Consider the following 20,679-nt stretch of genomic DNA (forward strand, 5'->3'; position numbering starts at 1 on the left):
CGATTCGGGCAACTCGTACTAAGCGTGCACTTACTGGACGCCCCGCGCGCGACGGTGCAAGGATGCGCGGCACCTGCCAGTACTCGCGTGGAAGGAGCCCGCCGTCATGCAGGGCGACCCCGAGGTCATCGAATTCCTCAACGAGCAGCTGACCGCCGAGCTGACCGCGATCAATCAGTACTTCCTGCACGCGAAGATGCAGGAGAACTTCGGCTGGCACAAGCTGGCCAAGTACACCCGGCACGAGTCGTTCGACGAGATGAAGCACGCGGAGATCCTCACGGACCGCATTCTCTTCCTGGACGGGCTGCCCAATTACCAGCGGCTCTTCCACGTCCGGGTGGGCCAGACGGTCACCGAGATGTTCCAGGCGGACCGGCAGATCGAGGTCGAGGCGATCGACCGGCTCAAGCGGGGCATCGAGCTGATGCGGGCCAAGGGGGACATCACGTCGGCCAATATCTTCGAGAGCATCCTGGCCGACGAGGAGCACCACATCGACTATCTGGACACGCAGCTCGATCTGGTCGAGAAGCTGGGCGAGCCGCTCTACATCGCCCAGGTCATCGAGCAGCCGGACAGCTGAGCCGGTCCGGCAAACCGTTCCTGCGGGGCCGGGCGGGGCGCGGCCACCGGCCGGGCCGGCGTCAGGCCGCTTCCGGCAGGGCGCCGGGCGTCGCCTCCGGGACCGCGCCGGGCGTGGTGCCGTAGGTTCCGCGCGCCCCGGCCGCCGGCAGCTCGGGCACCTCGGCGCCCAGCGGTTCCGGCGCGCCCTGGTCGATCAGCTCGCGCCGGGGGCACGCGCCGCGGCCGAGCAGCGCCTGGATGCGGCGTACGCAGCCGCCGCAGTCGGTACCGGCCTTGCAGGCGGAGGCTATCTGGCGCGGGGTGCAGGCGCCGGATTCCGCGTGGTCACGGACCTGCTGCTCCGTGATGCCGAAGCACGAGCAGACGTACACGCGGGTCACCTCCGTCGACCTGTTCCGCGGTGAGGTTACCCTTACCTTACCCGGGACGGAAGAGCGGTAACAACGGCGATGGGGCGCGAATCCTTGTGATCCGCGCCCCATCGGGTGTCCGCAGGGCCCTGCCGGGCCTGCCGGGCTACTGGTCCCGGTACATCTCCGCCACCAGGAACGCCAGGTCGAGCGACTGGCTGCGGTTGAGCCGCGGGTCGCAGGCGGTCTCGTAGCGCTGGTGGAGGTCGTCGACGAAGATCTCGTCGCCGCCGCCGACGCACTCGGTGACATCGTCGCCGGTCAGCTCCACGTGGATGCCGCCAGGGTGCGTACCGAGGCCCTTGTGCACCTCGAAGAAGCCCTTGACCTCGTCCAGCACGTCGTCGAAGCGCCGGGTCTTGTGACCGGAGGCGGCCTCGAAGGTGTTGCCGTGCATCGGGTCGCAGATCCAGGCGACCTTGGCACCGGAGGCGGTGACCTTCTCGACCAGCTCGGGCAGCTTGTCGCGGATCTTGTCCGCGCCCATGCGGGTGATGAAGGTCAGCCGGCCCGGCTCGCGCTCCGGGTCCAGACGCTCGATGAGGGTGAGCGCGTCCTCGGCGGACGTCGTCGGGCCCAGCTTGACGCCGATCGGGTTGCGGATGCGGGAGGCGAACTCGATGTGCGCGCCGTCCAGTTGGCGGGTGCGCTCACCGATCCAGACCATGTGCCCGGACACGTCGTACAGCTTGCCGGTGCGGGAGTCCGTACGGGTCAGCGCGGACTCGTAGTCCAGCACCAGCGCCTCGTGGGAGGAGTAGAACTCCACCGTCTTGAACTCCTCCGGGTCCACCCCGCAGGCGTTCATGAAGTTCAGCGCGCGGTCGATCTCGCGCGCCAGCGCCTCGTAACGCTGCCCGGACGGGGAGGACTTCACGAAGTCCTGGTTCCAGGCGTGCACCTGGCGCAGGTCGGCGTAGCCGCCGGTGGTGAAGGCGCGCACCAGGTTCAGCGTCGCGGCGGAGGCGTGGTACATCCGCTTCAGGCGCTGCGGGTCCGGGATGCGGGCCTCGGCGGTGAACTCGAAGCCGTTGACGGAGTCGCCGCGGTAGGTCGGCAGCGTCACGCCGTCGCGGGTCTCGGTCGGCTTGGAGCGCGGCTTGCTGTACTGACCGGCGATCCGGCCCACCTTGACGACCGGGACCGACCCGGCGTACGTGAGGACCGCGCCCATCTGGAGCAGGGTCTTGAGCTTGTTGCGGATGTGCTCGGCCGAGACGGCGTCGAACGCCTCCGCGCAGTCGCCGCCCTGGAGCAGGAACGCCTCACCCCGGGCGACCGCTCCCAGGCGCTCGCGCAGCTGGTCGCACTCGCCGGCGAAGACGAGCGGCGGATAGGACTCCAGCTCGGCGATCACATCGCGCAGAGCCTCTTGGTCCGGCCATTCGGGCTGCTGCGCCGCGGGCAGGTCTCGCCAGGTGTTGCCACCGGCGTGGATTTCAGCGTTCACGGTCACGCGTCAAACTTTACGGGGTCGGGACAGGGGTCCATCTCGCCGACCGGGATGTGAGACGAAGCTCCCACTGCCGTGGACGCCCGCGCACACGGCAACAGGGGCCGGGCGCGGGCTCTCAGTCCGGTACGCAGTCCTCCGGGGCGCCCCGGGCGATGGCGGCCAGCGCCGTGAGCGCGTACGCCAGCTCGCCGGCGGCCGGGGCGGCGAGGGCGACGCGGACGGCGCCCGGGGCGGGTGCGGCGCCGTGCGCGCCCTCCGGGCCGACGGCGAACGCGGCGCCCGGAGTGACGGCGATGCCGCGCCGGGCGGCGGCCGCGAGGAAGGTCTCGGCGCGCCACGGCGCGGGCAGCTCCCACCAGGCGAAGTAGGCGGCCGGGTCGGCGTGGACACGGAATCCGGCCAGGTGCTCGCGGACCAGGGCCTGCCGGGCGGCGGCGTCCCGGCGCTTGGCCGCAACGATCGTGGCGACCGCGCCGTCGCACAGCCAGCGGACCGTGGCGTTCAGGGCGAAGGCACCGGCCGTCCAGCCGCCGGAGCGCAGGGCCGCGGCGACCCGCTCGGTATACGCGGGCGGCGCCAGCACCAGGCCGACGGTCAGGCCGGGCGACAGGCGCTTGGAGAGGCTGTCGACCAGGAGCGTGCGTTCGGGGACGAGGGCGGCCAGCGGCGGGAGGCCGGCCTGCCGGTCGTCGTCGAGCAGGAAGGACCAGACGGCGTCCTCGACGGCCCACAGGTCCAGCGCACGGAGGGTGCCAGCCAGCTCGGCCCGGCGTTCGGCCGGCATGGTCACGCCGAGCGGGTTGTGCAGCGTCGGCTGGAGGTAGACGGCGTGCAGCGGGGCGCTGCGGTGGGCGGCCCGTACGGCGTCGGGCAGCAGGCCGTACGCGTCGCAGGCCAGCGGTACGAGGGTGACGCCGAGGCGGGCGGCGACCGACTTGACCAGCGGATATGTGAGCGCTTCGACGCCCAGGCGCCCGCCGGGCGGCACCAGCGCGGCGAGGGCGCCCGCGATGGCCTGGCGCCCGTTGCCCGCGAACAGCAGGCCGTCCGGGGCGGGCCGGAAGTCCCCGCGGGCCAGGAGGGCGGCGCAGGCTTCGCGGGCGGCCGGGGAGCCGGTGGCGGGGGCGACGGTCAGGGCCGCGCTCAGTACGTCGGGGCGCAGCAGGGGCGCCAGGCCCTGGGCGAGGAGGGCGGCCTGCTCGGGGACCTCGGGGTAGTTCAGTTCGAGGTTGACGCGGGGGCGGCGGGCCGGGTCGGCGGGCTCGGCCAGCGCGGGTCCGGGGCTGTGCTGCGCGGCGCGTACGTACGTGCCGCGGCCGACCTCGCCGACGGTCAGCCCGCGGCGGGCCAGCTCCCGGTAGACGCGGGTGGCGGTGGAGTTGGCGATGCCGTGGGCGCGGGCGAAGGCGCGCTGGGTGGCGAGCCGGTCGCCGGGGCGCAGCCGTCCGGCGGCGATGTCGGCCGCGACGGCGTCGGCGATGCGCTGGTAGTCCTCCACGGGCCTTCTCCTCAGAACCGCATCATTGCACCGAGAGCAATGATTCCATTGCGCCGAGATCATGCGCCCCCTAGCATCGGACCGTCAACAGGCCAGAGGCCAAGTTCCAGGGAACAGGGGCGAGTTGTGCTGCGTACCGCTGCCGTCAACGGCATCACCCTCACCTACGAGGACACCGGCGAAGCGGACGGCGCGACCGTCCTCCTCGTCCACGGGCACCCCTTCGACCACACGATGTGGGCCCCGCAGACCGCCGCCCTGGCCGCCGCCGGGCATCGCGCGATCGTCCCCGACCTGCGCGGCTACGGCGCTTCCCAGGTCGTGCCGGGCACCACCCGCCTGGAGGTCTTCGCGGCCGACCTCGCCGCGCTCCTGGACCACCTGGGGGTGACGGAGCGGATCGTCCTCGGCGGGCTGTCGATGGGCGGCCAGATCGTCATGGAGTGCGCCCGCCGCTTCCCCCACCGGCTGCGCGCCCTCGTCCTCGCGGACACCTTCGCCCACGCCGAGACGCCCGAGGGCCGCCGGGCCCGCAACGCCATGGCCGACCGGCTGCTGCGCGAGGGCATGGGCGGCTACACGGAAGAAGTCCTCGACAAGATGATCGCGCCGCGCACCATCGCCGCCCGGCCCGCGGTGGCGGATCACGTACGCCGCATGATGCTCGGCACACCGCCCGAGGGCGCCGCCGCCGCGCTCCGGGGCCGCGCCGAACGCCCCGACTACACCGATACGTTGGCCCGCCTCGCCGTCCCGGCCCTGGTGGCCGTCGGCCGCGACGACACGTACACACCGGTCTCCGACGCCGAGTTCCTGCGCGACCGCATCCCGGACGCCCGTCTCACGGTCGTCGAGGACGCCGCCCACCTGCCCAACCTGGAGCAGCCGGACACCTTCGGCGCAGCGCTGACCGCCTTTCTCGCGGCGCTCCCGGAACGCGTCGGGTAGGGTGACCCGCATGTACGCGCAACCGGCAACCATGACCTGGTGGTGGACCGCTCATCCGGCGGCCCACTGATCGCGCGTACGCACCGACATCGCGAAGGCCGCCCGAGGGGCGGCCTTTCTGTTTGTGCGGGCCGTTCCTCCCCTCCTGGAAGGAACCGCCGACATGCCTCGCTCCACCGATGACATCCTGCGGCGTCTGCTGTCCCCCGGCTGCCCGCCGTTCGCCCTGCTGCGCCGCCGCACGCCCGGCCGACCGGCCGCCGACACCGTCGAGGTGCTGGTCGGCGAGGTGACCGAGGTGCCGCGGCTGGCGGACATCCCGCTCGGGGAGGGCGTGCCGGACGGCGGCACGGCGACCGCCGACGCGCTGGCGCTCGTACCGTTCCGGCAGATCCGCGAGCGCGGCTTCGACGTCCGCGACGACGGCACGCCGCTGGCCGTGCTGCGCCCGGACGAGGCGTACGAGCTGCCCCTGGAGGAGGTGCTGGCGCAGTTGCCCGCGCACGAGGTGCGGGTCGAGGACGGTGCCTTCGATGTCTGCGACGACGCGTACGCCGGGATCGTCGAGCGCGTCCTGAAGGACGAGATCGGCACCGGGGAGGGCGCCAACTTCGTCATCCGGCGCACCTTCCAGGGCGAGATCCCGGGTTTCGGCGCGGCCGACGCGCTGGCCCTGTTCCGGCGGCTGCTGGCCGGTGAGCGCGGCGCGTACTGGACGTACGTCGTCCACCGGCCGGGCCTGCGCACGCTGGTCGGCGCCAGCCCCGAGGTGCACGTCCGGATGTCCGGCGGGACGGTCGTGATGAACCCGATCAGCGGCACCTACCGCTACCCGGCCGGCGGCCCCAGCGCGGAACACCTGCTGGAGTTCCTCGGCGACCGCAAGGAGGTGGAGGAGCTGTCCATGGTCGTGGACGAGGAGCTGAAGATGATGTGCACCGTCGGCGACAAGGGCGGCGTGGTGATCGGGCCGCGCCTGAAGGAGATGGCGCACCTCGCGCACACGGAGTACGAGCTGCGCGGGCGCTCCTCGCTGGATGTGCGGGAGGTGCTGAAGGAGACGATGTTCGCGGCGACCGTGGTCGGCTCGCCGGTGCAGAACGCCTGCCGGGTCATCGAGCGCCACGAGGTGGGCGGCCGGGGCTACTACGCCGGGGCGCTCGCGCTGATCGGCCGGGACGCGGGCGGCGCGCAGACGCTGGACTCGCCGATCCTGATCCGTACGGCCGACATCGACGCCCGCGGCGGGCTGCGGGTCGCGGTCGGCGCCACGCTCGTACGGGCCTCCGACCCGCGCGGCGAGGTCGCCGAGACGCACGCCAAGGCCGCCGGGGTGCTCACCGCGCTCGGTGTGCGCCCCGCGCCGGACCGTACCGAGAACGCCGCCGGACGGCCGCGGCTGGCCGACGACCCGCGGGTGCGCGCCGCCCTGGACGCCCGGCGCGCGGACCTCGCCCCCTTCTGGCTGCGGATGCAGAGCAGCGCGCCGACGGCCGCGCTGTCCGGCCATGCGCTGGTGATCGACGCGGAGGACACCTTCACCGCGATGCTGGCGCACCTGCTGCGCACCTCCGGGCTGACGGTGACGGTGCGCCGCTACGACGAGCCGGGGCTGCGGGAAGCCGCGGCGGCCCACGAGGGGCCGGTCGTGCTCGGCCCCGGGCCCGGCGACCCGTCGGACACCGCCGATCCGAAGATGCGCCTGCTGCGCGCGCTGACGGCGGAGCTGGTCCGCGACCACCGGCACGGCCTGCTCGGGGTCTGCCTCGGCCATGAGCTGATCGCCGCCGAGCTGGGCCTGGAGATCGTGCGCAAGGAGGTGCCGTTCCAGGGCGCGCAGGAGCGCATCGACTTCTTCGGCCGCCCGGAGACGGTCGGCTTCTACAACACCTTCACGGCCCGCTGCGACGAGCCGGCGGTGACGGAACTGGCCATGCACCGCGTCGAGCTGAGCCGGGACGCGGCGACCGGCGAGGTGCACGCGCTGCGCGGTCCGGGGTTCGCGGGGGTGCAGTTCCACCCGGAGTCCGTGCTGACCCTGGACGGGGCCGGGATCACCGCGCGGCTGCTGGCCGCTGTCCTGGTGTGACGAGGAAGTTCTCGTTGACGCGGCCGGCCAGGTGGTCCTCGACGTTGCGTACGGTGGCGCCGATGATCTGGCCGACCGCGTCCTCGGTGAAGTACGCCTGGTGCGAGGTGACCAGCACGTTCCCGAAGGTCATCAGGCGGGCGAGGGTGTCGTCGTGGATGACCTCCAGGGACTTGTCGAAGAAGAAGAGCCCGGCCTCCTCCTCGTAGACGTCCAGGCCGACACCGGCGAGCCGGCCCGCCTTGAGGGTCTCCACGAGCGCCGCGGTGTCCACCAGGCCGCCGCGGCTGGAGTTGACCAGGATCGCGTCGTCCTTCATGGCGGCCAGCGCGGCGGCGTCGATGAGGTGGCGGGTGGACTCCAGCAGCGGCACATGCAGGCTGATCAGGTCCGACTCGGCGAACAGCCGGTCCAGGCCGACGTACTTCATGCCCAGCTCGGCGCAGCGCGGGTTCTCGGCGATGTCCCAGCCCAGCAGGTCCATCCCGAAACCGTGCGCGATACGGGTGAACGCCTCGCCGATCTTGCCGGTGCCGAGCACGCCGGCGGTGCGGCCGTGCAGGTCGCGGCCCATCAGCCCGTCCAGCCGGAAGTCGAAGTTGCGGGTCCGGTTGGCGGCCCGGACGATCCGGCGGTTGACCGCCATGGCCAGGCCCCAGGCGAACTCCGCGACGGAGTACGGCGAGTAGGAGGAGACCCGGCCGACGGTCACGCCGAGGTCGGCCGCGGCCTCCAGATCGATGTTGTTGTAGCCGGTGGAGCGCTGGGCGATCATCTTCGTGCCGCCGGCGGCCAGCTCCTGGATCACCTCGGCGCACAGGTCCGCGTTGACGCTGACGCTGACCACCTCGTAGCCCGCGGCGATGGGGGCGGTGTCGCGGTTGAGGAAGACGTCGAGACAGCGGACCTGGTGGCGGCCGGCGAAGGCCCTGACCAGCAGCGGCCGCTCGTCCGCCTGCACGCCGAATGCGATGATCTCCACGGTGTCTCCCGACGTTGCCGGTCACTCGGTCCGGTCACCGGCGCGCCCGTCACGCCACTCCGCGCGCATTTCGGGCATATGCGGTGACACGGCCGAATATACGGCGCCGGGCCCGGCCGGGCCGTCCAGGTGCCGGGCGCGGCGGCATCCGGCACCGCGACGAGGCGTCCGTACCGGTGGAAGGCCCGCTCAGCCGAAGAACACCCCGGCTTCCGCGTACAGCTTCGGATCGACGGTCTTGAGCTTCGCGGTGGCCTCCGCCAGCGGCACCCGCACGATGTCGGTGCCGCGCAGCGCCACCATCTTCCCGAAGTCGCCGTCGCGCACCGCGTCGATCGCGTGCAGACCGAAGCGGGTGGCCAGCCAGCGGTCGAAGGCGCTGGGCGTGCCGCCGCGCTGGGTGTGGCCGAGCACCGTCGTACGGGCCTCCTTGCCCGTACGCTCCTCGATCTCCTTGGCCAGCCACTCGCCCACACCGGTCAGGCGCACATGCCCGAAGGAGTCCTTGGTGCCGTGCTTGAGGACCAGGTCGCCGTCCTTGGGCATGGCGCCCTCGGCGACCACCACGATCGGCGCGTAGCGCACCTTGAAGCGGGACTCGATCCAGCCGCAGACCTGGTCCACGTCGAAGCGCTGCTCGGGGATGAGGATGACGTTGGCGCCGCCGGCCAGCCCGGAGTGCAGCGCGATCCAGCCCGCGTGCCGGCCCATCACCTCGACGACCAGGACGCGCATGTGCGACTCGGCGGTGGTGTGCAGCCGGTCGATGGCCTCGGTGGCGACGCCGACGGCGGTGTCGAAGCCGAAGGTGTAGTCGGTGGCGGACAGGTCGTTGTCGATGGTCTTGGGCACGCCGACGCAGGGGATGCCGTATTCGCCGGAGAGCCGGGCCGCGACGCCGAGGGTGTCCTCGCCGCCGATCGTGATCAGCGCCTCGACCTCCTCCTTGGCGAGGGTCTCCCGGATCCGGCGGATGCCGTCCTCGTGCTTGAGGGGGTTGGTCCGCGAGGAGCCGAGGACCGTGCCGCCGCGGGGCAGGATGCCGCGTACGGCGGGGATGTCGAGCGGTACCGCGTCGCCCTCCAGCGGCCCGCGCCAGCCGTCCCGGAAGCCGACGAAGCCGTAGCCGTACTCCTGGACGCCCTTGCGCACCACGCCCCGGATGACCGCGTTCAGACCGGGGCAGTCACCGCCGCCGGTCAGTACTCCGACCCGCATCGCTTCATCACCTTCATCCCGTCAGGGGCCGCGCACCCGCCGGTGGCCGCGCGCGGCCGTGCTGTGCCGACGCCGGTCACGCTAACGGCGCGGGGCGTCACCCAGGGATGGGGCGGAAGGCGAATTCCCCGCGAATGCCGGGGAGTTGGCGCGATGCGTTCACTCGTACGAGCGGATGGCACAGGGCGCGTACGGCGTCCCGCGCGCCGCACGGACGGCATCGCGCCCCGGGCGGCGCGGGCTCACGCCTCGTCCAGGCCGCGTTCTATCGCGTACCGCACCAGCTCGACGCGGTTGTGCAGCTGGAGCTTGCCCAGGGTGTTCTGCACGTGGTTCTGGACCGTGCGGTGCGAGATGACCAGCCGCTCGGCGATCTGCTTGTACGACAGGCCCTTGGCGACCAGGCGCAGCACCTCGGTCTCCCGCTCGGTCAGCCGGGGCGCGCCCGGCTCGTCCTCGGCGGCCGGTGCGGGCTCGGTCGCCAGCCGGCGGTACTCCCCCAGGACCAGTCCGGCCAGGCCCGGCGTGAACACCGGGTCGCCCGCCGCCGTACGCCGCACCGCGTCCAGCAGCTCTTCCGTGCTGGCCGACTTGAGCAGATAGCCCGTCGCGCCGGACTTGACGGCCTCCAGCACATCGGCGTGCTCGCCGCTGGCGGAGAGCACCAGCACCCGCAGCGCCGGGTTGGCGCCGACCAGCTCCCGGCAGACCTCGACGCCGGGCAGGCCCGGCAGGTTCAGGTCCAGCACCAGGACGTCGGGCGCCGCGGCCTGCGCGCGGCGCACCGCCTGCGGCCCGTCCCCGGCGGTGGCCACCACCTCGAACCCGGCCTCGGCCAGGTCGCGGGCGACCGCGTCCCGCCACATCGGGTGGTCGTCGACCACCATCACCTTCAGGCTTGCGGCCTCGCTCATGCCGTGCTCCTCCCCCGCTTCCCGCCCCCGGGCACCACACCGGCCTTGGGGACCTTCAACTCCACTTCCGTGCCCTGGCCGGGGACCGAGATCCAGTCGGCGCTGCCGCCCAGGTCGCGCAGCCGGCCGCGGATCGACAGGGCGACCCCGAGGCGGCCCTCGCGCTCGGCGTCCGCGAGCCGCCCCTCGGGGATGCCCGGGCCGTCGTCCCGCACCGTCACGATCACCTCGTCCGGCTCGTCCTCCACCAGGATCCACGCCTGTGCCGTGGCACCCGCGTGCACCCGCACATTGTCCAACGCGGCACTGACAGCGGCGGCCAGCTCCGCCGCGGCGGCGGCCGGGAGCACCACGGGCGCGCCGGGCTCGGAGAAGGTGACGCGCGCCCCGGCGTGCGGCGCCAGCAGGGCCCGTACGTCACAGGGGCCCGCGTCGGAGGCGCCCTCGGCGCACGGCACCGGTGCGGCCAGTGCCTCCTGCGGGGTGCGGACCGCATCGTCCGCGGCGCCGGAGACCTCCGGGCGCGACGGCGGGACCAGCCCGCTGGAGACCAGCGTGCGCAGCGCGATCTCCTGCTCGCCCGCCATCCGGCCCAGCTCGGCCGCCTCGCCGCCGATCGCGGCGCCGCGCCGCTGCACCATGGCCAGGACCTGCAGGACGCTGTCGTGGATGTCCCGGGCCAGCCGCTCCCGCTCGCGGGTGGCGGCCTCGATCTGGAGCGCGCGGGCGAGGGTGCGCTCACTGGCGCGGGCCACCTCGACCACGTAACCGATCGCGACACTGGCCACCCACACGAGCACCACGTTGTGGATGGTGTCGCGGGCCGGCTCCTGGCGCTCGACCAGGTTGACCACGGCGACCAGCGCGGAGGCCACCGCGGCCCAGCGCCAGCCGCCCTTGATCGCGAAGCCGAGCACCGCGCCCGCCGTCCAGATGGAGGGCAGGGTCGCCGCGCCGTCCATGATCCGCTCATGGCTGTCCGCCACCAGGGTGAGCAGGATGCCGCCGAGCGCGAAGGACAGGTCGCCGATGAGGAAGGCGCGGGTGCAGCGCTCCGCCGAGGTCGTACGGCGCCAGGTGAAGGCCATCCACACGGTCAGCGCCGTCATGTAGGCGGCGGCGACGAGGGGGTGGGCGTACTTCTTGTACGAGACCACGAACAGGACCAGGACGTAGACCAGGGTCAGGACGCGGTACCCGGTCAGCGCCCGCCACAGCGGGAGCTCCACGGACATCCGGACCGGCCGGCCCGGCCGACCCGTGCCCCGGCCCGCCGCCCCGCCGGCCGCGGACCGTATCTCTGCCTCTGCCATTTCGCCCCCACCCCTGTGCCGGGGCGCGACTACGCCCCGGATCCGGTCCGGCCCTGCTGCCCCTTGCCGGTCTTGGCCGCCTTTTCGGCCTTCTCGGCCTTCTCGGCCTCGGCCTTCTTCTTGGCGGCCTCCGCGATCTGCCGCTTGGCGGCGGTCGCGTAGATGTCCACGTACTCCTGGCCCGACAGCTTCATGATCTCGTACATGACCTCGTCGGTCACCGAGCGCAGGATGAAGCGGTCCCCCTCCATGCCGTGGTACCGGCTGAAGTCCAGCGGCTTGCCGATACGGATGCCCGGCCTGATCATCTTCGGCATGACCTTGCCGGGCGGCTGCACCTTCTCGGTGTCGATCATCGCGACGGGGATGACCGGGGCGCCGGTGGCCAGCGCCACCCGGGCCAGGCCGCCCGGCTTGCCGCGGTAGAGGCGGCCGTCCGGCGAGCGGGTGCCCTCCGGGTAGATGCCGAACAGCTCACCGCGCTCCAGCACCTCGATACCGCTCTTGATCGCCGCCTCGCCCGCGCCGCGCGCGCCCGAGCGGTCCACCGGCAGCTGGCCGACCCCCTTGAAGAAGGCGGCGGTCAGCTTGCCCTTGACGCCCGGCGTGGTGAAGTACTCGGCCTTGGCGATGAAGGTGACCTTCCGGTCGAGCACCGCGGGCAGGAAGAAGGAGTCCGAGAAGGACAGGTGGTTGCTCGCCAGGATCGCGGGTCCCGTCGCGGGGATGTTCTCCAGGCCCTCCACCCAGGGACGGAAAGCCAGCTTCAACGTCCCGCCGACGGAAAACTTCATTGCGCCGTAGATCAACCCACTGCCTCCTGTGTCTGACGCAAAGACCTTAACCTGCCCCGACGCCCCCCTCTCCTCGAAGGTCCGCTCCGCCGGCGGTGAACGGGCCCCGCCGCGTACGGCCCGGGGCGCCTCCCGGCGACGGCCGGGGCACGGGGTGCCTTTGGACCTATCCGCCCGGCGCCGCTCCGCGTACGCTTCCAGTAACCCGCACAAACCGTTGCCGCCCGGCCCCTGACCGATCGGAGTTCCCCGGTGCCGCTGCTTCCCGGAGCCGAGCCGTTCCGCCGCGACTGCGGCCCGACCGGCGTCCTCGTCTGCCACGGATTCACCGGCTCCCCGCAGTCCGTGCGTCCCTGGGCGGAGTATCTCGCCGACCGCGGCCTGACGGTCTCGCTGCCGCTGCTGCCGGGACACGGCACCCGCTGGCAGGACATGCAGCTCACGACCTGGCAGGACTGGTACGCCGAGGTCGACCGCGAGCTGCGGTCGCTGACCGAGCGCTGCGAGCGGGTCTTCGTGTGCGGCCTGTCGATGGGCGGCGCGCTGGCGCTGCGGCTGGCCGCCCAGCACGGCCCCGCCGTCAGCGGCCTGGTCCTGGTCAACCCCGGCAACAAGGTGCACGACGCGGCCGCCCCGCTGCTGCCGGTGCTGCGGCACCTGGTGCGCACGACCAAGGGCGTGGCGGACGACATCGCCAAGCCCGGCGCCCATGAGCTGGGCTACACCCGGGTGCCGCTGCACGCCGCGCACTCGCTGCGCCGTTTCTTCCAGGTCGTCGACGCCGAACTGCCCCGGGTGACCCAGCCGTTGCTGGTGCTGACCAGCCCGCAGGACCACGTCGTGCGGCCCGCCGACTCCGAGCGCATCCTGAGCCGGGTGTCGTCCACGGACGTACGGCAGACGCTGCTGGAGCGCAGCTACCACGTCGCCACGCTCGACCACGACGCCGAGCGGATCTTCCAGGAGACCTACGACTTCATCGCCCGCCTGGCGCCGAGCGTGCGCGGGGGCGTGGAGAGTGAGGAGACGGCCCCCAGTGGTGGAGCGTAGCCCCCGCGACCCCCGCGACCCGCTGGACGAGGAAGCCGCCTGGGCCGAGATAGTGGCCGGGTACGGCGAGGCGCCCGCCTTCCCGGACGAGGACGGGCCGGTCTCCAGCACGGGCCGCGGCGGCGCCGTTGGCCCGTCCGGCGACCGTGCTCCCGGCGACCGCGCTTCCGGTACGGGCACGGACCGCGCGGACCGCGGCCGTACGGACGAGGACCGCCCGGACAGTACGGCGCGCGCCGACGGGAAGCCGCCCGAGAAGGCGGGCCCGGGGCGTGCGGACGGGGACGACGGCGGCCTGACGGTCGAGGAGCGGTCGCGCAGCGAGCCCTCCCCCGGCGCGCCCGGCCGGCCCGGCGGCGACTCCGTCGGCAGCTTCGTGGTCTTCGCGCCCGGCGTCGGGCCGCGCGACTGGTCGGCGAAGGAAGCGTCCGACGACGACTTCGACGACTCGGACGAGGGCCACTTCGAGCCGCCCGAGCCGCCCCCGCTGCCCAAGGCCGACGTGACGGCGAAGTTCGCCTGGATCGCGGTGCTCGGCGGGCCGCTGCTGCTGGTGCTCATGGTGCTGTTGCAGCAGCCCGTCACCTGGTGGATCACCCTGCTGGGCATCGGCGGCTTCCTGGGCGGCTTCGCCACGCTCGTGGCCCGGATGAAGCACGACGACGAGTACGAAGACGACCTGCCGGGCGGCGGCGCGGTCGTCTGACCGCGCCCGCACCGCCGTCCCGCCTTCCTTCGGGCGGTTTACCCCGGTCCGCCGGGTGTCCTGACCGCCGGTGACCCTCCGACCGGAGATGATCACGCCGAGTGTCCGGCCGTGTCTCCGGGAGGCCCCCATGCGTCATCCGCTCGCGTCGTCATGCCCACGTCCGCGCCGTCGCACCCGGGTGGCCGCGGCCGCCGCCACCGCCGCCGCGGTCACCGGGCTGCTGGCCACCGCCCCGGCGGCGGCCGGCCCGCCGCGGGCGCGGCAGCCCGCCGGGCCGGGGGCCGTGGTCTCCCTCGGCGACTCCTACATCTCCGGCGAGGCCGGACGCTGGGCGGGCAACTCCGACGCCAACCCGGCCAACCACCCCCGTATCGACGCGCTCGGCCCGACCGCGTACTACGACAACGCGCGCCGTACCGCCGAGCGGGTCCCGAAGTGCCACCGCTCGCGCTCCGCCGAGATCCACCTCGGGCTGCCCGGCACCGAGAGCGAGAATCTGGCCTGCTCCGGAGCCCGTACCGACTCCTTCCTCGCGCCGAGGGGCGTCGCCAAGCCGGGGCTGGACTTCTCGGACGCGGCGGGCGTGCCGGGCCAGGCGAAGCAGCTGGAGGAGTACGCCCGTGACCACCCCGTGCGGATGGTCGCGGTGTCGGTCGGCGGGAATGACTTCCGCTTCGCCGACGTGGTGCAGTCCTGCGTGCTGGCTTACCTGAGCCCGCTGCCGAAGGCGTGCAGCCAGGACGCGGCCAACCGGGCCCGGTTCACCGACCGGGCGGTCGAGCAGCGGGCGGGCGACATCGCGGCCGGTCTGCAGAACGTACGGCGGGCGATGCAGCGGGCGGGCCACGACCCCGACGAGTACGACGTGATCGTGCAGAACTACCCGGCGCCCATCCCGCACGGCCGCGACTTCCGCTACCCGGCGCCGCTGGGCGCGCGCCAGACACTGGGCGGCTGCGCGTTCAACGACCGGGACGCCGACTGGGCGGTGGACAGCGTGCTGCCCGCGGTCAGCCGCGCGGTCGAACGGGGCATCGACAGGAGCGGGCTGACCAACGTCCGCTTCCTCGACCTGACGCACAGCTTCGACGGGCACCGCCTGTGCGAGCGGGGCGTCGGGCTGGTCGATCCGGCGCGCGGCACGGTGAGCCGGTGGACCGATCCGGGGGCGTCGGACAAGACGGAGTGGATCAGCTGGGTACGGACGATCAGCGCGGTGCTGCCGCCGTTCCAGGTGCAGGAGGCGCTGCACCCCAACTACTGGGGCCAGTTGGCGCTGCGCAACTGCCTGCGGCAGGCGTACGCCTTCACCGGCACCGACAAGGCCCCCAAGAGCCGGCTCACCTGCACCGGCGGCGGTCCGGGCCGCAACGAGCGCGGCGAACCGCGGATGCGGCTGACCTGAGGGGTTACGCGGCGGCCGGGACCCGGATGGCGGCCAGCACCGGCAGGTGGTCGGTCGCCGCGAGGAGATCGCCGTGGCTGACGCCCGGCAGATCGCGCGGCACACCGCAGCCCAGCACCTCGACGCCCTCGGTGGTGAACACCGCGTCGATGCGCTGGTGCGGGTCGTGGGGTGTGGAGGTGAACTCCCCGCCCCACGGCGCCGCCGCCCAGGCATCGGTGAGCGAGCCCGCCAGCCGCCGGAAGGCACGCCCGTCCGGCCGGTCGTTCAGGTCACCGGCCGCGACGGCGTACGGGGTGTCCAGCGCGCGCAGCCGCTCCAGCAGCAGGCCCGCCTGGTCGTGGCGCTCGGCCGCCTGGAGGCTGAGGTGGCAGCTGAGCAGGCCGAGCCGGGCGCCCCCGACCCGTACCACCGCGGTCGCGAAACCGCGCTGGTGCAGGCCGGGGGTGCGGGGCAGCAGCACGTCCTCCGTGCGCTCCACGTGGGCGCGCAGCGAGGACAGGATCATCGGGCCGGCCGCGGTGGCGCCGCCCGTCACATGCACCAGGTCCGTGGCGCGGCAGAGCTTCGCCACGCTCTTGCGCCAGCGGAAGAAGCGCGGCGCCTCCTGCACGAACACGACGTCCGGGGCGCAGGCCCGGATCACCCGGGCCAGCGCCGCGCGGTCGTCGCGCAGCGAGCGGACGTTGTAGCTCAGCACGCGGAGCACGGCCGAGCTCCGCTTCGCTCCGCCTCCGCTCGATGCAAAGTCCTCGGAAGCGGAGCCCGGCTCGGTGCGGGAGGCGGGCAGTGCGGCCGGCACCGCGGGTCAGCCCTGGCGCGCCAGGTCGGCGGCGCCGACGAGACCGGCCTTGCCGCCGAGCTGGGCGGCGAGCACCTGGGCGTGCGGGCGCCACTGGTTGCCGACCAGCCAGCGCCGGAAGGACTTGCGGATCGGGTCGAGGACCAGTTCGCCCTCGTCCGAGACGCCGCCGCCGACGATGAAGGCGGACGGGTCGAAGAGCGAGGCCAGGTCGGCCAGGCCGGCGCCGGCCCAGCGGGCCAGCTCGCGGAAGGAGTCGATGGCGACCGGGTCGCCCTGGCGGGCGGCCTCGCTGATGTGCCGGCCCTCGATGCCCTCGGAGGTGCCGTCGCCCATGGAGAGCAGCACCTTGGCGTTCTCGGGGGTGGCGAAGGCGCGCTGGCGGGCGTAGCGCAGCAGGGCGCGGCCGGAGGCGTACTGCTCCCAGCAGCCCTGGCTGCCGCAGCCGCACAGCAGGCCGTCCGGTACGACGCGGATGTGGCCGAACTCGGCGGCGACGCCGAACCGGCCGCGGCGCAGCTTGTTGCCGATGATGATGCCGCCGCCCAGGCCGGTGCCCAGGGTGATGCAGATGACGTCGCTGTGGCCCTGTCCCGCGCCGAAGCGGTACTCGCCCCAGGCCGCCGCATTGGCGTCGTTCTCGACGACGACGGGCAGGCCGACACGCTGTTCGACCTTGTCCTTCAGCGGCTCGTGGCGCCAGTCGATGTTCGGTGCGAACAGGACGGTGGCCCGCTTCTCGTCCACGTAGCCGGCCGCTCCGATGCCGACGGCCTCGACCTGGTGGTCGGCGCTGATGGTGCGGACCGCGTCGGCGATGGCCTCCGTCAGCTCGTCGGTGGCCTGCGGGGTCGGCACCTTGCACGTTTCGAGGATCGTGCCCTCTTCGTCGACCACGCCGGCCGCGATCTTCGTGCCGCCGATGTCGACGCCGATGGTGAGTCCCATGTGTCCCTCAGTTATTGGTCGTACCCCGCCGCGTCCAACGGTACCGGAGTGAGGGGCGCCACCCGCGCCCTCCCGACCAAGAGGGACCGTCCGCCACTTTCAGTCGAGGTCGATCCGCTCGGTGCCGGCCGGGCCGTCGTCGTCCCGGCGGGGGCCGTCCGGGGTGTCGCGCTTGTCGCGGAGATCACGGACGTTGCCGCCGTCGCGGCCCGTCTCCGGGCCGGCGGCGTCGCGCGGGTCGGCCGCCGCGGCCTCGTCGGCGGCCTCGCGGGTCCAGCGGCTCTCGCTGTTCTGGACGGCGGAGCGGTAGGCGGCCAGCAGCTCGGAGCCGGCGGCGGCGAGGTGGTCGAAGACCTCCGGGTTGCGCTCGACGACCGGCTCCACGACGGCCTTGGCCTGCCGGAACAGCTGCTGTACGGCGCCCTGCGCGGCCATTCCGGCGAGCGCGCCCGGCAGCTGGATGCCGGCGAGCTTGTCCGTGACGGCCTCGGCGAGGCGGCGCAGTTCCTCGGCGGCGCTGCCGGGCGGCGGGCCGTACTGCGCACGGCGGCGGGCCTTCTCGGCGGCCAGGTCCTCGGCGCAGGCCGTCTCCCAGGCATCGGCGTCGAACCGGTCCGTACGGTCGGCGGGGCGCTCGGTGGCATCGCTCATGGCGGACTCCTGCGGCGAGGCGGTTCGGCCGCCGCGCGGCGCGGCGGGTTCGAGGCGGTGCTGCTTCTCCCGACGTTACCCGAACGGCGGTGTGCCGTTCACAGACCGCGGGGCCAGAGGGCGGGGTCGGGGGTGAAACGGATGTGCAGCGCGCCGTCGCGCAGCCCCGCCCCGGAGACCGAGCAGCGGCGCAGCGCGGAGGGCAGGGTCCGTATCCGCCGGAAGCGGCCGGCCGTCACGATCACCTCGTCGCCGCGCCGCAGCAGCCCGAGCCCGTCGCGTTCGGCGCCCGGCAGCGGCACCCGCCACACCAGCAGGCCGTCCGACGCGAGGCGGTCCTCCACGGTCCAGGGGTCCGCGGCGTCGCCGGGCGCGGCCGGTTCCCCGGTCGCGCCGCTGATCAGCGCGTCCAGTTCCTCGACGCCCTCGGGGTCGCGGCCCAGGTGCGGCACCTCGACGACCGGCGCTTCGGGGAACTCCTCGCGCAGCGCCTTGAGCGCGCTCTGCTGCTGTCCGGAGAGCCCGGCCAGGAAGGGGTCGGACGAGCCGGTGGGCAGCAGCCGGTTGGCGACGACGGCGTCGGTGCGGTGTCCGTACAGGGCGAGGCCGGAGCGCACCTCGCGCAGGTCGGCGACGGCGCCGGGGCCCGCGTCGGTGACGATCCGCACGGTCGTGCCGGGGTGGTCGATGACGGCCTGTACGGCGGCGAGTTCGTGCTCCCAGCGCTCGGCGGCCTCGTACAGCTTCTGCGTGGGCAGCTGCACGCCCGCCAGCTGGGCGAGCACCGGCCGCAGCGCGCGGGCGGCCTGGCGCTCGGGCGGCAGCAGGCGGCGGAGGTAGCGTCGGGCCTGCTCGGGCAGGGCGAGCAGGGCGACGGTGTCGGCGGCGGGCGGCATGTCGACGACGACCGTGCCGGGCCCGTCGGGCTCCCCGCCCGCCTGGTGGGCCGCGCGCAGCTCGTGGAGCAGGGCGAACGCCTCGGCGCCGGGGAGTTCGGTCAGTTCGTCCTCGTCCAGGGGCGCCGCGCCGAGCAGGTCGAGGGCGGCTTCCGCGCGCTCCTGGAAGGCCAGCGCCTCGCGGCGGAAGTGGTCACCGGCGTCGACGCAGCGGACGTGCAGGCCGGGGGCGACGGGCACCGGGCCGTCACCGGGGCGGACGGACCGGATGCCCAGGGCGCGTTCCGCCGCGCCGCCGCGGGCGGTGAGCAGCAGGACGCGCTCGCCGCGCCGGGCACCGGCCAGGGCGGTCGCGGCGGCGATGGTGGTGCGGCCGGCGCCGCCGGGGCCGGTGACGAGGACGGTGCGCATGGTCAGAGGCTCTTGGCCGCACCGTCGGCCGGGGCGGCGGGGCCGCTCTCGACGCGCTTCTTCAGCCCGTCCAGCGCGCGGTCGATGATGACCTTCTCCGCCTTGCGCTTGATCATGCCGAGCATCGGGATCTTGACGTCCACGGTCAGCTGATACGTCACTTCGGTGTGCGCCCCTCCGGCCAGCGGAACCAGCCGGTAGGAGCCGTCGAGGGTGCGCAGCATCTGCGACTTCACCAGCGACCAGCTGACCTCGTGGTCGCTGATCCAGTTGTACGCGAGGGTGTGGTCGTCCTTGATCGCGCCGGCGTCCAGCAGCAGCCGGACCTGCTCGGCGCGGCCCTGCTCGTCCTTGCTGAGGATCTCGGCTTCCTTGACCTCGCCGGTCCAGTCCGGATAGCGGGCAAAGTCGGCGATCACTCCCATCACCTCGGCGGGTGCCGCCTCGATCGTGATGCTAGAGCTGGTGTGTTCGGCCATCGCCGTGACTCCTCCATGCCGATTCGTGCCGGTCCGCCAGACGCGTATCCCTGCTGCTGAAGGCTACCGCGCGGGGGAAGCGCCCCGGACAGGCTCCCCGCTGGTCCCGGCCGTCCCCGGAGAAGGTCCCGGGAAGGCCGTCACCACTCCATGACGTACGGCGTTCCCGTCGCGTTGAAGTGCCCGACGTTCACGCACTCGGTGGCGCCGACGCGTACCCGCGGGGCCAGCGGCTGGTGCACGTGGCCGAACAGCGCGTAGCGGGGGCGGGTGCGGCGGATCGCGTCCAGGAGGGCGGCGCTGCCGCGCTCGAAGCGCCGGGCGACGACGTCGTAGCACAGCTCGGGGACGTCCGGCGGGATGTGGGTGCACAGCACGTCCACCTCGCCGACGGCCTCGATCTTGGCGGCGTACTCCTCGTCGCTGATCTCGTACGGGGTCTTCATCGGTGTCGTCAGTCCGCCGCCGACGAATCCGAAGACCCGGCCGCCGATCTCCACCCGCTCGCCGTCCAGGACGGTGGTGCCGGGCCGCGCGTACTCGGGCCACAGGTGGGGGAGGTCCACGTTGCCGTACGTGGCGTACGTCCGGTCCGGGAACGCGGCGAACAGTTCGGCGTACTGCCGGCGGACGGCTTCCTCGATGACGGCCATCCGGCCGCCGCCCTCGCGTTCGATGTCGCCCCACAGCCGCCGGCCCAGCGCGCGTGCTTCCTCGAAGCGGCGGGCGGTACGCAGTTCGACCAGCCGGTGGGCGTTCTCGACGCCGAAGAGGTCGGGGAAGATGCCGCGCGAGTGGTCGGCGTAGTCGAGGAAGAGGACGAGGTCGCCCAGGCAGACCAGGGCGTCGGCCCCGTCGCCCGCCCTGGCGAGGTCCGTTCCGTTGCCGTGTACGTCGCTGACCACATGCACTCGCATGGCGTCACCCTAGATCGAACGGCGTACCGCCGGGAGAGGGGTCCGACCTGCGGTTACTTCCCGGTCACCGAAAGCCTGGTCTACTCTGCGCTGAGCAGTCCCCAGGCGTGTCCCACGGCGCGGCACACCGCTGTGACGCATCGAACATCTGGGCGTACACCCCTATGCCAACAGCGATACCGGTGGGTAACGTCCGGGCAG

The 20,679-nt window shown here is 73.3% G+C and carries 20 protein-coding genes; 6 read left to right on the forward strand and 14 right to left on the reverse strand.

The window, feature by feature from the left end:
• Nucleotides 1–106: 106 nt before the first annotated feature.
• Nucleotides 107–586 carry a bacterioferritin gene (gene bfr, locus ADK86_RS22180; RefSeq protein WP_003983710.1) on the forward strand — a complete coding sequence of 160 codons (480 nt, stop codon included), beginning with the start codon at nt 107–109 and terminating at the stop codon, nt 584–586.
• A gap of 61 nt (nt 587–647) precedes the next feature.
• Here the strand turns inward: bfr and ADK86_RS22185 are convergent, their stop codons facing one another.
• From ADK86_RS22185 to ADK86_RS22195, 3 genes are all read right to left on the reverse strand, one after another.
• Complete coding sequence (locus tag ADK86_RS22185; protein WP_053698220.1) at nt 648–959, reverse strand: (2Fe-2S)-binding protein; 312 nt, start codon at nt 957–959, stop codon at nt 648–650.
• A gap of 145 nt (nt 960–1,104) precedes the next feature.
• Nucleotides 1,105–2,454, reverse strand: a complete 1,350-nt coding sequence (locus ADK86_RS22190) for a class II 3-deoxy-7-phosphoheptulonate synthase (RefSeq protein WP_053698153.1) — start codon at nt 2,452–2,454, stop codon at nt 1,105–1,107.
• Between the two features lie 115 nt (nt 2,455–2,569).
• A complete protein-coding gene (locus ADK86_RS22195; protein ID WP_053698154.1) occupies nt 2,570–3,952 on the reverse strand; it encodes a PLP-dependent aminotransferase family protein in 1,383 nt (460 codons plus the stop codon).
• 126 nt (nt 3,953–4,078) lie between these two features.
• On the opposite strand from ADK86_RS22195, the gene ADK86_RS22200 reads away from it, so the two are divergent.
• On the forward strand, nt 4,079–4,900 hold the full coding sequence (locus ADK86_RS22200; protein WP_078952182.1) for an alpha/beta fold hydrolase: 822 nt from the start codon (nt 4,079–4,081) through the stop codon (nt 4,898–4,900).
• Nucleotides 4,901–5,063: 163 nt separating this feature from the next.
• Nucleotides 5,064–6,989, forward strand: coding sequence for an anthranilate synthase family protein (locus ADK86_RS22205; RefSeq protein WP_053698155.1), 1,926 nt, complete (start codon nt 5,064–5,066; stop codon nt 6,987–6,989).
• Here the strand turns inward: ADK86_RS22205 and ADK86_RS22210 are convergent.
• From ADK86_RS22210 to ADK86_RS22230, 5 genes are all read right to left on the reverse strand, one after another.
• Nucleotides 6,955–7,971 (reverse strand): 2-hydroxyacid dehydrogenase, encoded by a 1,017-nt coding sequence (locus tag ADK86_RS22210; RefSeq protein ID WP_053698156.1) that lies wholly within the window; start codon nt 7,969–7,971, stop codon nt 6,955–6,957. The two genes, ADK86_RS22205 and ADK86_RS22210, sit on opposite strands and share 35 nt — an antisense overlap.
• A gap of 189 nt (nt 7,972–8,160) precedes the next feature.
• The gene (locus ADK86_RS22215; protein ID WP_030593133.1) at nt 8,161–9,189 is read right to left on the reverse strand and encodes a 6-phosphofructokinase; all 1,029 of its coding nucleotides are present in this window, start codon (nt 9,187–9,189) and stop codon (nt 8,161–8,163) included.
• Between the two features lie 242 nt (nt 9,190–9,431).
• On the reverse strand, nt 9,432–10,103 hold the full coding sequence (locus tag ADK86_RS22220) for a response regulator (protein WP_030593135.1): 672 nt from the start codon (nt 10,101–10,103) through the stop codon (nt 9,432–9,434).
• Nucleotides 10,100–11,338: a MacS family sensor histidine kinase gene (gene macS / locus ADK86_RS22225; RefSeq protein ID WP_053698157.1), complete on the reverse strand. Its 1,239-nt coding sequence runs from the start codon at nt 11,336–11,338 to the stop codon at nt 10,100–10,102. The genes ADK86_RS22220 and macS overlap by 4 nt, the downstream gene beginning before the upstream one ends.
• Nucleotides 11,339–11,445: 107 nt before the next feature.
• A complete protein-coding gene (locus ADK86_RS22230) occupies nt 11,446–12,210 on the reverse strand; it encodes a lysophospholipid acyltransferase family protein (protein WP_053698158.1) in 765 nt (254 codons plus the stop codon).
• 252 nt (nt 12,211–12,462) lie between these two features.
• Between ADK86_RS22230 and ADK86_RS22235 the strand changes: the two genes are divergently transcribed.
• The 3 genes from ADK86_RS22235 (at nt 12,463) to ADK86_RS22245 (ending at nt 15,374) form a co-directional block, all read left to right on the forward strand.
• A complete protein-coding gene (locus tag ADK86_RS22235) occupies nt 12,463–13,260 on the forward strand; it encodes an alpha/beta hydrolase (RefSeq protein ID WP_053698159.1) in 798 nt (265 codons plus the stop codon).
• Nucleotides 13,247–13,966 carry a hypothetical protein gene (locus ADK86_RS22240; protein WP_053698160.1) on the forward strand — a complete coding sequence of 240 codons (720 nt, stop codon included), beginning with the start codon at nt 13,247–13,249 and terminating at the stop codon, nt 13,964–13,966. Before ADK86_RS22235 ends, ADK86_RS22240 begins: the two co-directional genes overlap by 14 nt.
• A 130-nt stretch (nt 13,967–14,096) precedes the next feature.
• Nucleotides 14,097–15,374, forward strand: coding sequence for a hypothetical protein (locus ADK86_RS22245; RefSeq protein WP_063789057.1), 1,278 nt, complete (start codon nt 14,097–14,099; stop codon nt 15,372–15,374).
• A 4-nt stretch (nt 15,375–15,378) separates the two neighbouring features.
• Here ADK86_RS22245 and ADK86_RS22250 read toward each other — a convergent pair whose 3' ends face one another.
• The 6 genes from ADK86_RS22250 to ADK86_RS22275 form a co-directional block, all read right to left on the reverse strand.
• Complete coding sequence (locus ADK86_RS22250) at nt 15,379–16,176, reverse strand: endonuclease/exonuclease/phosphatase family protein (protein WP_078952183.1); 798 nt, start codon at nt 16,174–16,176, stop codon at nt 15,379–15,381.
• A gap of 6 nt (nt 16,177–16,182) precedes the next feature.
• A complete protein-coding gene (locus ADK86_RS22255; RefSeq protein ID WP_053698163.1) occupies nt 16,183–17,124 on the reverse strand; it encodes an ROK family glucokinase in 942 nt (313 codons plus the stop codon).
• A gap of 99 nt (nt 17,125–17,223) precedes the next feature.
• A complete protein-coding gene (locus ADK86_RS22260) occupies nt 17,224–17,775 on the reverse strand; it encodes a DUF5304 domain-containing protein (RefSeq protein ID WP_053698164.1) in 552 nt (183 codons plus the stop codon).
• Nucleotides 17,776–17,873: 98 nt separating this feature from the next.
• Entirely contained in the window at nt 17,874–19,082 is a 1,209-nt protein-coding gene (locus ADK86_RS22265) for an ArsA family ATPase (protein WP_053698165.1), read from the reverse strand.
• 2 nt (nt 19,083–19,084) lie between these two features.
• Nucleotides 19,085–19,561 (reverse strand): SRPBCC family protein, encoded by a 477-nt coding sequence (locus ADK86_RS22270; protein ID WP_003986813.1) that lies wholly within the window; start codon nt 19,559–19,561, stop codon nt 19,085–19,087.
• A 140-nt stretch (nt 19,562–19,701) separates the two neighbouring features.
• On the reverse strand, nt 19,702–20,478 hold the full coding sequence (locus tag ADK86_RS22275) for a metallophosphoesterase family protein (protein ID WP_003986814.1): 777 nt from the start codon (nt 20,476–20,478) through the stop codon (nt 19,702–19,704).
• Nucleotides 20,479–20,679: the final 201 nt, after the last annotated feature.

The sequence above is a fragment of the Streptomyces sp. NRRL F-5755 genome, from assembly GCF_001279365.1.
Lineage (GTDB): Bacteria > Actinomycetota > Actinomycetes > Streptomycetales > Streptomycetaceae > Streptomyces > Streptomyces rimosus.